At 66.8% G+C, this 13,854-nt stretch carries 12 protein-coding genes; 7 read left to right on the top strand and 5 right to left on the bottom strand.

Features of this window, described 5'->3' with window-relative positions:
- Nucleotides 1-17 precede the first annotated feature (17 nt).
- The 4 genes from AC1DQK_RS02895 to AC1DQK_RS02910 all read right to left on the bottom strand — a co-directional run bounded on the left by AC1DQK_RS02895 (nt 18) and on the right by AC1DQK_RS02910 (nt 7,455).
- Nucleotides 18-896 carry a transglutaminase family protein gene (locus AC1DQK_RS02895; protein WP_477867216.1) on the bottom strand — a complete coding sequence of 293 codons (879 nt, stop codon included), beginning with the start codon at nt 894-896 and terminating at the stop codon, nt 18-20.
- On the bottom strand, nt 896-3,418 hold the full coding sequence (locus tag AC1DQK_RS02900) for a circularly permuted type 2 ATP-grasp protein (RefSeq protein ID WP_477867218.1): 2,523 nt from the start codon (nt 3,416-3,418) through the stop codon (nt 896-898). The genes AC1DQK_RS02895 and AC1DQK_RS02900 overlap by 1 nt, the downstream gene beginning before the upstream one ends.
- Before the next feature lie 23 nt (nt 3,419-3,441).
- Nucleotides 3,442-6,774: a transglutaminase family protein gene (locus tag AC1DQK_RS02905; RefSeq protein WP_477867220.1), complete on the bottom strand. Its 3,333-nt coding sequence runs from the start codon at nt 6,772-6,774 to the stop codon at nt 3,442-3,444.
- Nucleotides 6,775-6,843: 69 nt separating this feature from the next.
- Nucleotides 6,844-7,455, bottom strand: coding sequence for a LysE family translocator (locus tag AC1DQK_RS02910; RefSeq protein ID WP_477867222.1), 612 nt, complete (start codon nt 7,453-7,455; stop codon nt 6,844-6,846).
- A gap of 273 nt (nt 7,456-7,728) precedes the next feature.
- Here AC1DQK_RS02910 and AC1DQK_RS02915 point away from each other — a divergent pair, with 273 nt between their 5' ends.
- From AC1DQK_RS02915 to AC1DQK_RS02930, 4 genes are read left to right on the top strand one after another with little or no spacing between them, the layout of a single operon-like run.
- Entirely contained in the window at nt 7,729-9,102 is a 1,374-nt protein-coding gene (locus AC1DQK_RS02915; protein ID WP_477867224.1) for an aminotransferase-like domain-containing protein, read from the top strand.
- A gap of 53 nt (nt 9,103-9,155) precedes the next feature.
- Nucleotides 9,156-9,734 (top strand): pyridoxamine 5'-phosphate oxidase, encoded by a 579-nt coding sequence (gene pdxH / locus AC1DQK_RS02920; RefSeq protein ID WP_477867226.1) that lies wholly within the window; start codon nt 9,156-9,158, stop codon nt 9,732-9,734.
- Nucleotides 9,731-10,621, top strand: a complete 891-nt coding sequence (locus AC1DQK_RS02925; protein WP_477867228.1) for a cation diffusion facilitator family transporter — start codon at nt 9,731-9,733, stop codon at nt 10,619-10,621. Before pdxH ends, AC1DQK_RS02925 begins: the two co-directional genes overlap by 4 nt.
- Nucleotides 10,618-11,412: a PhzF family phenazine biosynthesis protein gene (locus tag AC1DQK_RS02930; protein ID WP_477867230.1), complete on the top strand. Its 795-nt coding sequence runs from the start codon at nt 10,618-10,620 to the stop codon at nt 11,410-11,412. The genes AC1DQK_RS02925 and AC1DQK_RS02930 overlap by 4 nt, the downstream gene beginning before the upstream one ends.
- A gap of 3 nt (nt 11,413-11,415) precedes the next feature.
- Here AC1DQK_RS02930 and mnmA read toward each other — a convergent pair whose 3' ends face one another.
- Entirely contained in the window at nt 11,416-12,537 is a 1,122-nt protein-coding gene (gene mnmA / locus AC1DQK_RS02935; RefSeq protein ID WP_477867232.1) for a tRNA 2-thiouridine(34) synthase MnmA, read from the bottom strand.
- 112 nt (nt 12,538-12,649) lie between these two features.
- Here mnmA and AC1DQK_RS02940 point away from each other — a divergent pair, with 112 nt between their 5' ends.
- The 3 genes from AC1DQK_RS02940 (at nt 12,650) to AC1DQK_RS02950 (ending at nt 13,767) form a co-directional block, all read left to right on the top strand.
- Nucleotides 12,650-12,931, top strand: a complete 282-nt coding sequence (locus tag AC1DQK_RS02940; RefSeq protein WP_477867234.1) for a hypothetical protein — start codon at nt 12,650-12,652, stop codon at nt 12,929-12,931.
- A gap of 110 nt (nt 12,932-13,041) precedes the next feature.
- Nucleotides 13,042-13,341, top strand: a complete 300-nt coding sequence (gene sciP / locus AC1DQK_RS02945; protein ID WP_477867235.1) for a CtrA inhibitor SciP — start codon at nt 13,042-13,044, stop codon at nt 13,339-13,341.
- A 177-nt stretch (nt 13,342-13,518) separates the two neighbouring features.
- Nucleotides 13,519-13,767 (top strand): GlsB/YeaQ/YmgE family stress response membrane protein, encoded by a 249-nt coding sequence (locus AC1DQK_RS02950; protein ID WP_477867237.1) that lies wholly within the window; start codon nt 13,519-13,521, stop codon nt 13,765-13,767.
- The last annotated feature ends 87 nt before the right edge of the window (nt 13,768-13,854 follow it).

Genomic DNA, 13,854 nt, shown 5'->3' on the forward strand with positions numbered 1-13,854 from the left:
CCTTATCGTGTTCAACCCTACTCGATCGGCTCGACATCGACCGAAACATCGATCTTCTGCCCGTCCTGCCCTGTGAAGACCCCATCGATCGGCGCGACATCCGCATAATCGCGGCCCATCGCGGTGATGATGTGATCGCTGCCGACCATACAGGCGTTGGTGGGGTCGAAACCCAGCCAGCCCCGATCTGGCCCGCACCATATCACCACCCAGGCATGGGTGGCGTCGGCGCCGACCAGCCGCGGCTTGCCCGGCGGCGGCACGGTGCGCAGATAGCCCGACACATAGGCGGCCGGCAGGCCCACGCCCCGCAGCCCGGCGATCATGATCTGCGCGAAATCCTGGCAGACGCCGTGGCGCTTCTCGAAAGCCTCGGCGGGGGTGGTATCGACGGTCGTCGCGCTGCCGTCATAGGTGAAGCGGTCATGGATGCGCGTGGCGAGCGCCAACCCTGCCTCGATGATGCCGCGATGCGGATCGAGATGCTCCGAGCACCAGGCGGTAATCTCCGGACTGAGCGGGATGGACAGCGAGGGGTAGATATAATTGGCTGGACTCTCGACCCCCATGTCCGTCGTCGTCCGCGCCAGCACCGCGATCTCGCCGATGGTCGGATCGTCGACATGCGGCTTCGGCACGGGCCGGTCGACGCGGATGCGAAAGCTGCTCTCGATGCTGAGTTCGCGCGACGGCCGGTCCATCACCATCCGCGTTACATTGCCGAGATAGCCGATCGGCCGGGTTCCGGTGACGTGCGCAGCCGGGGACAGCTCCAGCACATAGTCCTCCAGCGTCTGCCCCCCCCATTCGACCGGCTGCAGCCTGAGATTGCACCGCGCGAAGCTGACCGGAAAGGCGTAGCGGAAGCGAGTCTTGTGGCGGACCTGATAGAGCATCAAGCGAGCGTCATACCGGACATCCGGAAGCCTTCGCTACCCTGCAGGAAGAAGCGGGCGCTGATCGCGTTGGACATCTCCGACAGCATGTTCTCGAGGCTGAGCATCATCTTCGAATCGAGCGCGTCCGCGCTGGTGGTGCGCGTCACCGCCTCGATACGATAGAAGATCGCGACATGCGGTTCGGCCATGCCGTCGTCACGGAGCGCGGGCAAGGCCTTGAGATGCTCGGAGATCCGCTCGATCTGATAGACAATGGCGCGCGGATTATAGGGATCGAGCGCAACCAGGTCGCGGACAGGCTCCAGCGCCAGTCCCATCAGATAGCGGGCGCGGTAGCTGATCTGGCTGTCGCACAGATCGAGCAAGGTGGTCAGGTCGTCGGCCGATGCGTCCTTGCCGCCGAAAATGCGGACCAGGCGGCAGCCCCACAGCGCTCGTTCGACCCGGCGCCCCATGTCGTGGAACCGCCAGCCCGCGGTTCGCCCCATATTTTCCGCCGCAAGGCCGGACAGCGCGGAGAAACGCTCCTGCAGGTCGACCGCCCGCGCGAGGGTCGCCTCCGCGTCTTCGGAGGTGGCATTGGCCAGCGGCGCATCGACCAGCCGCCAGACATCAGCCGACAGCCGGTCCCGCGTGCCGCTGGCGATCACGCGGGCATTGCGGATCAGGGTGGCGACGCTCGCCGGTCCCTCGCCGTCCAGCGCCAACCGCGCCAGTTCGCGCAGATCATGGGTTTCGCCGAAGCTGTGCTCGGGCGCGTCATCCTCTTCCTCGTCATGCTCGTCCTGCTGGGGCACGGCCGCTCCGGACGAGACGAGCATCGTGCCGAGCCTGTCCAACGTCAGCGGGAAAAGCGCGGCACCGCCATCGGCGACGATCGATCCGCCCAGCGTCGCGCGCACCAGCCGCAAGGTCGCCTCGCCGCGCTCGAGATAGCGGCCCAGCCAGTAGAGATTGTCGGCGGCGCGGCTCGGCAGGGTGCCAGGATTGCGCCGGATCGGCACCTTCTGGGGCAGCAGCGAGATCGGCTCGACCGCCTTCGACCCGACGATGCACACATCGGCCGAGAAAGCACCCTCGCCCATCACCGTTGCGCGCGCATCCGAATCGTCGCCGATCCGCGCGAAGCCGCCGGGCATCACCGTCCAGTTCCCCTGCCCGTCACGCGCGGCGAACACCCGCACCGTGAACGGCCGCGGCACCAGCTGTCCGTCCTGCACGACGGGGGTGGTCGACAGGTGGACATCCTCCTGCGCAACATAGTCATGGGGCCGCCGGTGCATGTCGGCCAGCAGGGTCGCGCGCTCGGCGCTGCTCAGCGTGGAAGCGAGCACCGGGCGGCCACGCGGCAGGCCCACCGGCGTTTCGGTGAAGGCCGGCGCGATCAGCATCTCATCGAGACGCGCCTCCACCTGCGCGCGCGGGGTCTCCTGTCCGCACCACCAGGTGGCGATGTTGGGAAGCGCCAGGTCCTCGCCCAGCAGACGTCGCGCCAGCGTGGGCAGGAAGGCTGCAATCGCGGTCGATTCGACCACGCCGGCGCCGGGAGCGTTGGCGATCACCGCCTGCCCCGCCGCCATCGCGTCCATCAGACCAGGGACACCGATCGCAGACGTCGCATCGAAGGCCAGCGGATCGAGCAGCCGCGAATCGATGCGACGCCACAGGGCGTCAACGCGCTTGAGACCCTCGATCGTGCGGACGAACAGGCCATCCTCGCGCACCGCCAGATCGCTGCCCTCGACCAGCAACAGGCCGAGATAGCGGGCGAGATGCGCCTGCTCGGCGTAGCTCTGGTTGTAGCGTCCCGGCGTCAGCAGGCCGATGCGCGGTTCCGACCGGCGGCATGCTGACGCCAGCCCCTCGCGGAATGCCGAGAAGAACGGCGCCAGCCGCTCCACATGCAGGCGGGTCTGTAGCGAGCCCATCAGGCGAGTCGAGGCGAGCCGGTTTTCGAGGGCATAGCCGGCTCCCACCGGTGCGCGGACATGATCGTCGAGCACCCGCCATTCGCCGCTGGGGTCGCGGCACAGATCGGCCGCGTAGATGTGGAGTCGATGGCCGCCAGGCGGCTTGATTCCGACCTGCGAGCGCCAATAGGCGCGGCTTCCCGTGACCAGCGCAGCCGGGATGGCGCCGGAGGCGACGAGCTTCTGCGCGCCGAATATATCGTCGAGCACCCGTTCCAGCAGCTCGGCGCGCTGCGACACGCCGGCGGCGATGATCGCCCAGTCGTCCTCACCGATCAGCAGCGGCATCGCCGACACCGGCCAGGGCCGTTCGCGTTCCTCGCCCGGCAGGCGGAAGGCCGTGCCGAGCTCCTGCACCTGGCGCGCCATGCGCTGCTGAAGCAGGTCGAGCCGGCCTTCGCTCAGCCGTCCGACGCCGTCGAACAGCGCGTGCCACCATTTGGCGCCGCGCCCGACGTCGCCGCGCAATGCATCGGCTCTTCCCGCCTTGCCGATATAGCTGTGGAGCCAACCATCCCCGAGGCTCGGCATGCCTGGCAGTTCCGCCATCATATCCCCCTGCGCGACGGCCATTACCAGTTGGGCGGCGTGCGAAGGTCGAGTGTCACCGGGAACTCGCTGGCCCGTTCGGTCATCGGGATCGTCACCGGGCCGGGCGTGTGGCCATGGCCCTGGAAGCGCGCGCGACGGCGCGCCTCGGCCTCGAGATCGTTGATCGGAATGGTGTCATAACTGCGTCCCCCCGGATGCGCGACATGATAGACGCACCCGCCTAGCGAACGACCATTCCACTTGTCGAGCAGATCGAAGGTCAAAGGGGCATCGGCATCCAGCAGCGGGTGGAGGCAGTTGGCCGGCTTCCACGCCTTGTAGCGCACACCGCCGACCGCTTCGCCCGGCACGCCGGTAGGCGTCATCGGCACCGCACGGCCGTTCACCGCCACGATATGGCGGCCCGGCACCAGGCCGCTCGCCTTCACCTGTAGCCGCTCGGTCGAGCTGTCGACATAGCGCACCGTGCCGCCGATCGCACCGGTTTCGCCCAACACATGCCAGGGCTCGAGCGCATGCGCGATCTCCAGGGTCACGCCGCCTGCCGAGACCGTGCCGTGAACCGGAAAGCGGAACTGGCGCTGCGCCTCGAACCAGGCTGGATCGAAATCATAGCCGGCGTGGCGCAGGTCGGAGAGGACCTCCATGAAATCGGCCCAGACGAAATGCGGCAGCAGGAAGCGGTCGTGCAGGGCGGTGCCCCAGCGCACCAGCCCGCCTTGCTGCGGTTCGCGCCAGAACCAGGCGGCGAGCGCGCGGATCAGGAGTTGCTGGGCCAGGCTCATCTTCGGTTCCGGCGGCATTTCGAAACCGCGGAACTCGAGCAACCCCAGCCGGCCCGTCGGCCCATCCGGCGAGAACATTTTGTCTATACATATCTCGGTGCGGTGGGTGTTGCCGGTGACGTCGACCAGCAGGTTGCGGAACAGCCGGTCGACCACCCATGGCGGCGGCGTCTCGCCCTGGCCCGGCATCGGCACCTGAGACAGCGCGATCTCGAGTTCGTACAGCCCGTCATGGCGTGCCTCGTCGATACGCGGTGCCTGGCTGGTCGGACCGATGAACATGCCCGAGAACAGATAGCTGAGCGCCGGATGGCGCTGCCAATAGAGGATGAAGCTCTTGAGCATGTCCGGCCGGCGGATGAACGGCGAGTCGGTCACCGAACGCCCGCCGAGCACGATGTGGTTGCCGCCGCCGGTGCCGATCGCGCGGCCGTCGATCATGAACTTGTCGGCGGTCAGCCCGGTCTCCCGCGCCAGCTCGTAAAGGCCGGTGGTGATGTCGACGGTCTCGGCCCAACTCGCCGCCGGCTGGACGTTGACCTCGATCACGCCCGGATCGGGCGTCACCTTGAGGACGTTGAGGCGCGGATCGGGCGGCGGGCCATAGCCCTCGATCCGCACCGGAACGCGGGTGCGCTGGGCGGTCGCCTCGATCTCGGCGACCAGTTCCAGATAATCCTCAAGCTTCTCCGTCGGCGGCAGGAACACCGCGATATAGTCGCCGCGCGATTCGGCCGTCATCGCGGTGCGGACCGCGCCCTCGATGATCTTCTGTTCCTGGCGCGCCTGCGCCGCGGTGCCGCCGGCCGCAGGCGCCACGGTCTCGGCCCGCTGGGCCGGCTCTTCGCCGCGCGCCGGCTCGAAAAGCGGCAGCGGCCCGCGCGGCTCGGTGGTGTCCTGGACGTGGAGATAGGGATAGTCGGCCGGCGGCACATAGGGGAGCGAGCCGAGCGGCAGGCGATAGCCGATGGCGGCGTCGCCGGGCATGACGAACAGCTTGCCGCGCCGCACCTGCCAGCGTTCCGATCGCCAGCGCCGCGGCTCGGGCGCCTGCGCCGCCTGCCAGCGCTGGATCGGCAGGACATGGCCGACCGGCTTGCTCAGGCCATGCTCGAATGCCTTGACCATGCGGTGCCGCGCTTCGGGGTCGTCGATCATGGGATCGGTCGGATCGACATTTTCCGGGAGCTGGGCTTCCTTGACCGCCCATTCGATGCCGTCCTCATAGGCTTCCTGCACCATCTCGGCGCCGACCCCGAGGCTCTCCGCGATCTCCGCCAGGAAGGTGCCGGCATCGTCGCTGGTCACCGCCTTGCCGGTGTCGCTTCCCGCGATCAGGCTGGCATCCTTCCAGACCGGCACGCCATCGGTGCGCCAATAGACCGAATAGCCCCAGCGCGGCAGGCTTTCGCCCGGATACCATTTGCCCTGGCCATGATGGAGCATGCCGCCGGGCGCATAGCGCTCGCGCAGCTTGCGGATCAGCCGGTCGGCATAGCCCGCCTTGGTGGGACCGACGGCGTCGCCGTTCCATTCGGGCGCCTCGGGATCATCTAGCGCGACAAAGGTCGGCTCGCCGCCGGTGGTGAGCCGCACATCCTGTGCCACCAGGTCGGCGTCGACCTGCTCGCCCAGCCGATCGAGCGCATCCCAGCGCGCGTCGGTGAACGGCTTGGTGATCCGCACCGCCTCGGCGATGCGCTGGACGTTCATGTCGAAGTGGAAGTCGACATGGGCGGGTTCGAGCACCGCGCCCTCGATCGGCGTAGCCGAGCGATAGTGGGGGGTGGCGGCGAGCGGGATATGCCCCTCGCCCGCGAACATGCCGGAGGTCGCATCCATGCCGATCCAGCCGGCGCCGGGCAGGTAGATCTCGGCCCAGGCGTGGAGATCGCAGACGTCCTGCGACACGCCCTTGGGCCCTTCGATGGGAATGATGTCCGGTGTCAGCTGGATCGAGTAGCCCGACACGAAGCGCGCAGCGAGGCCAAGCCGCCGTGCGGCCTGGACCAGCAGCCAGGCAGAGTCGCGGCAGCTGCCGGTGCCGATCGCCAGCGTATCCTCCGGCGTCTGCACGCCGGGTTCGAGCCGGATGACATAGCCGACGCGTTGATTGATCGCGATGTTGAGATTGCCGAGAAAATCGATCGTGCGGATGCGCACATCGGCGAACTGCGCCACGAACTCGTCGAACAGCGGCCCCTGCGGCTCGAGTTCGAAATAGGCGGCGAGATCGGAAGCGAGATCGGGCGCATAGGTAAACGGGCGTTGCTCGGCATAATCCTCGACGAAGAAGTCGAACGGATTGATCGCGACCATGTCCGCGATCAGATCCACGGTCACCGAGAACTCGTTGGTCCGCTCCGGAAAAACGAGCCGAGCCAGCCAGTTGCCGTGCGGATCCTGCTGCCAGTTGATGAAGTGGTTCTCGGGAACGATCCGCAGCGAATAATTGTCGACCGCGGTGCGGCTGTGCGCCGCCGGCCGTAGCCGGATCACCTGGGGCCCGAGCACGACCGGGTGATCGTAGCGATAGACTGTCTTGTGGTGCAGAGCGGCCTGAATCATGGCTGACAGAGTCAGCACATCCCTTTGTGCGGTGCAATAAGGACTTGGATTTTCCCGACGACGTAAAACTCAGACCGCTCGGGTCAGCTCCGCCCATCCCGGGAAGAGCGACGCCGCCAGCAGCACGGCCATGCCGATATTGAAGGCCCGCAGCGCCGACGGGCGGGTGAACAGCCGGCGCACCACGGTGCCGCCGCCGGCCCACAACATGATGCAGGGGAGGCCACAGGCCGCGAGCACCAGCGCCACCAAGGTCACGTCTGCGATCAGGTGGCCGGGCCGCGAGAAGCTGGTCGCAGCGCCCAGGCTCATCGCCCAGGCCTTTGGGTTGACCCACTGGAACGCCGCTGCATCGAGGAAGGTCAGCGGCTTCGCCCGCGGCGAGGCCACGCCCATGCCGGCCGACGTCGCGATCCGCCACGCAAGGTAGAGGAGATAGGCCGTGGAGACGAGGTGCAGCGTCGTGTAGAGCCACGGCGCCCCGGCGATGATGCTGGCCAGGCCGAACCCCAGCAACAACACCATGACCACGCAACCGATGCTGATCCCGAAAATATGCGGCAGCGTCAGGCGAAAGCCGAAGGTCGCGCCGGAGGACAACAGCATCATGTTGTTCGGGCCGGGCGTCACCGTCGATGCGATGCAGAAGGTGCAGAGTGCGAGAAGCGTATCAGGTGCCATGACTATCGTCGCAAGCACATGGCGAGACGGTACTGGGCGTCGATCATCATTCGCCGTCCTTCTGGCCGCGCATCGGGCCCGGCCGAGGCGAGCGCGGCGGCGGAAACGACGGCTGCGAAACCGATCAGCAAGAAGCTAGCGAGGGCTGTCATCCATATCTGTCTCATTGTCCCTATCCTGTTTGGGATTGACACTCGCCAATTGCGATCTACTTTGTCATATGTCAAAGGCGATATTGTCATTGTGACATTATAACTGCAATCTGGATGCCCGATGACCTGGACTCCCGTTCTCGATGATGATGCTGAGACCGTGTCCGGCCGGCTGCTCGCGGCCCTGCGGCGCGATATCGACGAAGGCCGCCTCACGCCGGGCACCCGGCTGCCCCCGCATCGCGAGCTTGCGCACCGGCTGGGCATCGGCATCGGCACGGTCACCGCCGTCTATGGAGAAGCGGCGCGGCAGGGCCTGCTGACGGCCACGGTAGGACGCGGAAGCTTCGTGGCCGATACCGCGCCTCGTCCCGGCCGCACGGATGGTTCGATCGATCTCGCCCGCAACCTGCCGCCGCTCGCGGCAAGCCAGCGGCGCTTCGCAGCCACGCTCGCCAAGCTGAGCAAGCGCGGCGATATCGCGCAGTTCCTCGATTATGCGCCACCGGGCGGCTATGAGGCGCACCGCCGCACCGCCGCCAACTGGCTGCGGCGGGTGAGCGGTCTTGCCGATGCCCGTGCCGACCGGCTGGTCGTCACCAGCGGCGCCCAGCAGGCGATGACGCTGGCGCTCGATACGCTGTGCCGCCCCGGCGACACGGTCATGACCGAAGCCGCCACCTATTTCGGCGTCCGCTCGATCGCGGGCGCCGGCGGCTACCGGACACTGGGGCTGGAGATGGACGAGCAGGGCCTGCTCCCCGATGCGCTCGACCGGGCCGCCGCCGGAGGCGCCCGGGTGCTCTACACGCTACCGACCCTTCAGAACCCGACCGGCCGGATCATGGGCGACGCCCGTCGCGCCGAAATCGCCGCGATCGCGCGCGCGCGTCAGCTGTGGATCGTCGAAGACGACCTTTATTCGGCCTTTGCTATCGGCAATGCGCCGCCCCCGCTCAGCAGCTATGCGCCGGAGCGCTGCTTCTACATCAACGGCACCTCCAAGGCGCTCGCGCCGGGCCTGCGCGCCGGCTATCTGATCCTGCCCGACGACGATCATCTCGATCGGGTGCAGCGACTGATCCTCGCAAGGGTCTATGCGCCCGCCGCGATGGGAGCGCTGATCGCCAACCAGTGGATTGAGGACGGCGCGGCGGACGAGATCGTCGCCGAGGTCCAGGCGGAGATGGCGGCACGCGGCAGGATGGCCATCGAGCGCCTGGGGCCGGCGATCAGCCCGCCGGGCGATCCGCGCTGCCCGCATCTCTGGCTGCCCATGCCGGAGCTGGAGGCCGAGCGCATGGTGGCGCGCGCGATGCGGGCCGGCGTCGAACTCACGCCGCCATCGGCGCCGCTGGTCGATCCTTCCTCGATCTCCGGCGTGCGCCTTTGCCTGGGCGTGGCGATGGACCAGGCGCAACTGGCGGTAGCGCTGGATCGGGTGGCGCTGGCGCTGGACGGGGGCCGGTCCCCTGCCGCATCGGCGGTCATCTGATCCCATCCCAGCCGGCGGTGGATATTTGCCATGCGCGCACTAGAAGACAGACCATGACAGACTTCCCCCTCCCCCTGTTCGACAGCTGGTTCGCCGAGGCGCGCCAGGCGGAACCCAATGATCCTGAAGCGATGGCCGTTGCGACCGTCGGTGCCGATGGTCGACCGTCGGTCCGAATGGTCCTCCTGAAGGGCCATGATGAACGCGGCTTCGTATTCTATACCAACTATGAAAGCCGCAAGGCCGAGCAGCTGATGGAAAACAGCCGGGCCGCGCTGCTCTTTCACTGGAAGTCGCTGCGCCGCCAGGTTCGCATCGAGGGACCGGTCAGCAAGGTGAGCGCCGCGGAGGGCGACGCCTATTTCGCAACCCGCTCGCGCGATTCGCAGCTCGGCGCCTGGGCATCGGACCAGTCGCGCCCGCTCGATAGCCGCGCCACCTTCGAGGCGCGCTACCAAGCGATCACCGAACGCTTCCAAGGCGCCGATGTACCCCGCCCCCCGCACTGGTCGGGCTTTCGCGTCGCGCCGGAGCGGATCGAATTCTGGCAGGATCGCGCCCATCGGCTTCACGAACGCCGCCTGTTCACCCGGGACGGCGACGGCTGGACCGAGGGCCTGCTCTACCCATGACGCTCGCCCCCAACGTCCGCGCCGGGATGGCCTCGGTCTCCGTGGCGCTGTTCCTGATCGGCCTGAAGGGCTATGCCAGCTGGACCACCGGCTCGGCGGCGATGCTCGGGTCGCTCGCGGATACCGGACTGGACCTGATCGCCTCGCTGGTAACGCTCTACAGCGTCCGCCTCGCCGCGACCCCGGCGGACCGGCAGCACCGGTTCGGCCATGGCAAGGCCGAGGCGATCGCCGCCTTTTTCCAGGTCGTGCTGATCAGCCTGTCGGCCTTCTGGATCACCACCCATTCGATCCAGAAGCTGATCGCGGGAGTACGGCCGGCCGATGCCGAAGCTGGCATCCTGGTGTCGCTGATCGCACTGGCGCTGACCCTGCTGCTGGTCACCTACCAGCGGCGCGTCGTGGCGCAGACCGGATCGCTCGCGATCAGCACCGACAACATCCATTACCAGAGCGATCTCCTGCTCAACGCCGCGGTCATCGCGGCGCTGGCCGCTGAACAGTTCATGGACATCCAGGGTGCCGACGCAGTGGCCGGCATCGCTATTGCCGGATGGCTGCTCTACGGCGCCTACACCGCGTCGCGCCAGGCGATAGACCAGCTGATGGACCGGGAATGGCCCGAGGAGCGCCGCCGCGCCTTCGTCGAAGTCGCCAATCGCCACCCCGAACTGCAGGGTATCCATGACCTGAAGACCCGCACCGCAGGCCATCATGACTTCGTGCAGTTCCATGTCTGGGTCGATCCGCTGATGACCATCGGCGATGCGCACCGGGTGATGGACGAAGTCGAGGACAAGCTGCGCGAGGCGTTCCCCGGCGTCGAAATATTGATCCATCCCGATCCTGCCGGACATGTCGACGGCAACGAGGAGATGCAGTCTTGAAAATCCCGTTCCAGCAGGTCGACGCCTTCGCCGACCGTCCCTTCACCGGCAACCCGGCCGCGGTGATGCCGCTCGAGGCGTGGCTCGACGACGCGACGCTCCAGGCCATCGCCGCCGAGAACAACCTCGCGGAGACAGCCTTCATCGTGACATGGCTCGGCGACGACGCCGATTTCGAGCTGCGCTGGTTCACGCCGGAGATCGAGGTGGCACTGTGCGGCCATGCGACGCTGGCCGCCGGCCATGCCCTCCTGTCGTCCCGGACATCGGTCGACAAGGTGCGCTTTGCGACCCGAAAGGCCGGCATCCTCGAAGTGGCGCGCGACGGCGACGGCTACAGCCTGGCCCTCCCGGCATGGGAAGTCGCGCCAAAGCCGCTACCCGATCATGCTGCGGTACTCGGCGGCACCCCGACGGAAAGCTATTGGCGCGACGGCGGCTATGCTGTCTTCCTATATGGCAGCGCGGCCGAAGTGCACGATCTTTCGCCTGATTTCAGGAAGATGCGCAGCTTTGGCGATATCCTGTTCATGGCGACGGCGCCCGGCGACGAGACCGACATCGTCAGCCGCGTCTTCGCTCCCGGAGCGGGTATCGACGAGGATCCTGTGACCGGTTCGGCGCATTGCATGCTGACCACCCTTTGGGCGAAGCGCCTCGGGAGGGAGAGGTTCAGCGCCTATCAGGCATCGGCGCGTGGCGGCTATCTGAGTTGCGCGCTGAAGGGTGACCGGGTGGTGCTGGGCGGCAAATGCGCGACGGTGATCGAGGGTGTGTTCAATCTGAGCTGATCGTCAGCCCGGCTCGAGTTCCGCTGCCACGGTTTCGCGGATCCAGCCGCCACCTAGGACGCGATCGCCCGCATAGAGCACGGCTGCCTGTCCGGGGGCGACCCCATATTCGGGCTGCTCGAACCGGACGACACCTCCCTCGAAGCGCGCCGGCACCGGCTTGGCGAGCGAGCGCACCTTTGCCGTCACCGGTCCGGCATGGCCCTCGCCGATCCAGTTGAGGTCGTCGAGTGCCGCTGCCGACACTGCCAGCGCGCGGCGCGGGCCGACGACCAGGCGTTTGGTGGCGGGCTCCAGCCGCACGACATAGAGCGGCTCCGGGCTGCCGCCGATTTCGATGCCGCGACGCTGTCCAACCGTGAAGTGGATCAGCCCCTTGTGCCGCCCAAGCACCCTGCCCTCCAGATTCACGATCTCGCCCTCATCGGCAGCTTCCGGCCGCAACCGCTTGACGATACTCGCATAATCCCCATCCGGCACGAAGCAGATGTCCTGACTGTCCGGCTTGGCGGCGACGCCAAGGCCGAGTTCCGCGGCGATCGCCCGGACACGCGGCTTCGGCATGCCGCCCAGCGGGAAACGCAGATAGTCGAGCTGCGCCTGGGTCGTGGCGAACAGGAAATAGCTCTGATCGCGCGCAGGATCCGCGGCACGGTGCAGTTCGGCCCGCCCCCCGGCTCCGATCACGCGGCGCACATAATGGCCCGTCGCCAGGCAGTCCGCACCGAGATCGCGAGCGATGCCGAACAGGTCAGTGAACTTGACCCCCTGATTACACCGCACACAGGGGATCGGCGTGCGCCCGGCGGCATATTCATCGGCGAAATCGGCAATTACCGAATCCCGGAAACGACTCTCATAATCAAACACATAATGGGCGATGCCGAGCCTGTCGGCGACGGCCCGGGCATCACGGATATCCTGCCCGGCACAACAGCTGCCGCTCCGGCCCACGGCGGCGCCGTGATCATAGAGCTGGAGCGTCACGCCGATGGTCTCGGCACCGCTTGCGGCGGCAAGCGCGGCTACCACCGAACTGTCGACACCGCCCGACATGGCGACGACGATGCGCGCGCCCTTCAGCGAGGTGCCGTCGCGACTTTCGATCTGGAACTCAGGATTCATCGGGCGCCCATAGCAGCTGCCGGCTAAGCTCGCAAAATCGATTGGAAAATGACTAAAGATTCCTCCCGGTCCGTCGTTTCTTGTGCTGAGACGGAAAACGGGACTCGCCAGCATGAAGTTCAGGATCGACGAATTCCGCATCAGCGACGCCAGGCCGGCGGAAGCACCGCTGGATTTCACTCTGTTGTGCGAACAACTCGCCGCCCTCCAGGCGGAGACGCCCACCGCACGGCTTGCACGTCACAACGGCGCTCCCACCGAACATCATGATCATGCCCACCGGGCGGCCGCGATCCTGCTGGCCGCGCCGCGCACCGATGCCGTTGGCGGGCTCGGCGTGCAGGGCAGCTTCCATGCCGGCGCCGCCGCGCGCGTCGGTGGCGGGGCGCGTTAACGAAGATGTTCCCGCCATTTACCGTCTCACGCAAAGATTCCTTGATTGCGGACCGCCAAGACCGTGTCGGGGAATGAGTCTGGGTCGCATGACCATGTTTGGGGTAACGTATGCTTGAAAATCAGAAATTTCGTCCGCATCAGGTTATCGGCCCGCTGGGTGAACCGCTCACGCTGGACTCGCTGCCGCCGGCCGGAACGACCCGCTGGGTCGTGCGCCGCAAGGCCGAAGTCGTGGCGGCCGTCAATGGCGGCCTGCTGAGCGCGGACGAAGTTTGCGATCGTTATAATCTGAGCGTCGAGGAGTTCGCCAGTTGGCAACGCGCGGTCGACCGCTCAGGAATGCCGGGGCTGCGCGTTACCCGCATCCAGCATTATAAATCGCTGTACGAGCGCCAGCAGAAATATTGATCGGGCTTTCCGGTCGAGACAGGACCCGCTGCCCGCAAGGGCGGCGGGTTTTCTGTTTCAGGCCGACAACAACCCGTCCGGATGGGCGCAAAAGGAACAAGAGGCGGGGTTCGAACGTAGTGCGTAACGATGGCTTTCGACATGATCGAGAGCCTATGACAACGGCAGGAGGACTCGATGAACCTTATTATCTTCCTTATCGTGGGCGGCATCATCGGCTGGCTGGCCAGCATTCTCATGCGCACCGATGCGCAGCAGGGCATCATCCTGAACGTGATCGTCGGCATCATCGGTTCGTTCATCGGCGGCGTGCTGTTCGGCCCAACCCTTGGCGCGGGCGGAATCTATGGCTGGCTGAGCGCCTTCCTGGGCGCGGTGATCCTGCTGGCAATCGTCAATCTCGTCCGCCGCGGCGCGATGCGCTAAGCTTCCGCAAATCTCTGACGCAAAGCCGCCGGGGCTATCTCCGGCGGCTTTTTCATGCCCGATGATTTCGCCGTGGCGCGGCTGGCG

It is taken from the genome of Rhizorhabdus sp. P4_G5 (assembly GCF_056401065.1).

Coding starts and splice junctions, on each gene's coding strand:
- AC1DQK_RS02895 (WP_477867216.1), bottom strand. CDS start 896: ATGCTCTATCAGGTCCGCCACAAGACTCGCTTCCGCTACGCCTTTCCG.
- AC1DQK_RS02900 (WP_477867218.1), bottom strand. CDS start 3,418: ATGGCGGAACTGCCAGGCATGCCGAGCCTCGGGGATGGTTGGCTCCAC.
- AC1DQK_RS02905 (WP_477867220.1), bottom strand. CDS start 6,774: ATGATTCAGGCCGCTCTGCACCACAAGACAGTCTATCGCTACGATCAC.
- AC1DQK_RS02910 (WP_477867222.1), bottom strand. CDS start 7,455: ATGGCACCTGATACGCTTCTCGCACTCTGCACCTTCTGCATCGCATCG.
- AC1DQK_RS02915 (WP_477867224.1), top strand. CDS start 7,729: ATGACCTGGACTCCCGTTCTCGATGATGATGCTGAGACCGTGTCCGGC.
- pdxH (WP_477867226.1), top strand. CDS start 9,156: ATGACAGACTTCCCCCTCCCCCTGTTCGACAGCTGGTTCGCCGAGGCG.
- AC1DQK_RS02925 (WP_477867228.1), top strand. CDS start 9,731: ATGACGCTCGCCCCCAACGTCCGCGCCGGGATGGCCTCGGTCTCCGTG.
- mnmA (WP_477867232.1), bottom strand. CDS start 12,537: ATGAATCCTGAGTTCCAGATCGAAAGTCGCGACGGCACCTCGCTGAAG.
- AC1DQK_RS02940 (WP_477867234.1), top strand. CDS start 12,650: ATGAAGTTCAGGATCGACGAATTCCGCATCAGCGACGCCAGGCCGGCG.
- sciP (WP_477867235.1), top strand. CDS start 13,042: ATGCTTGAAAATCAGAAATTTCGTCCGCATCAGGTTATCGGCCCGCTG.
- AC1DQK_RS02950 (WP_477867237.1), top strand. CDS start 13,519: ATGAACCTTATTATCTTCCTTATCGTGGGCGGCATCATCGGCTGGCTG.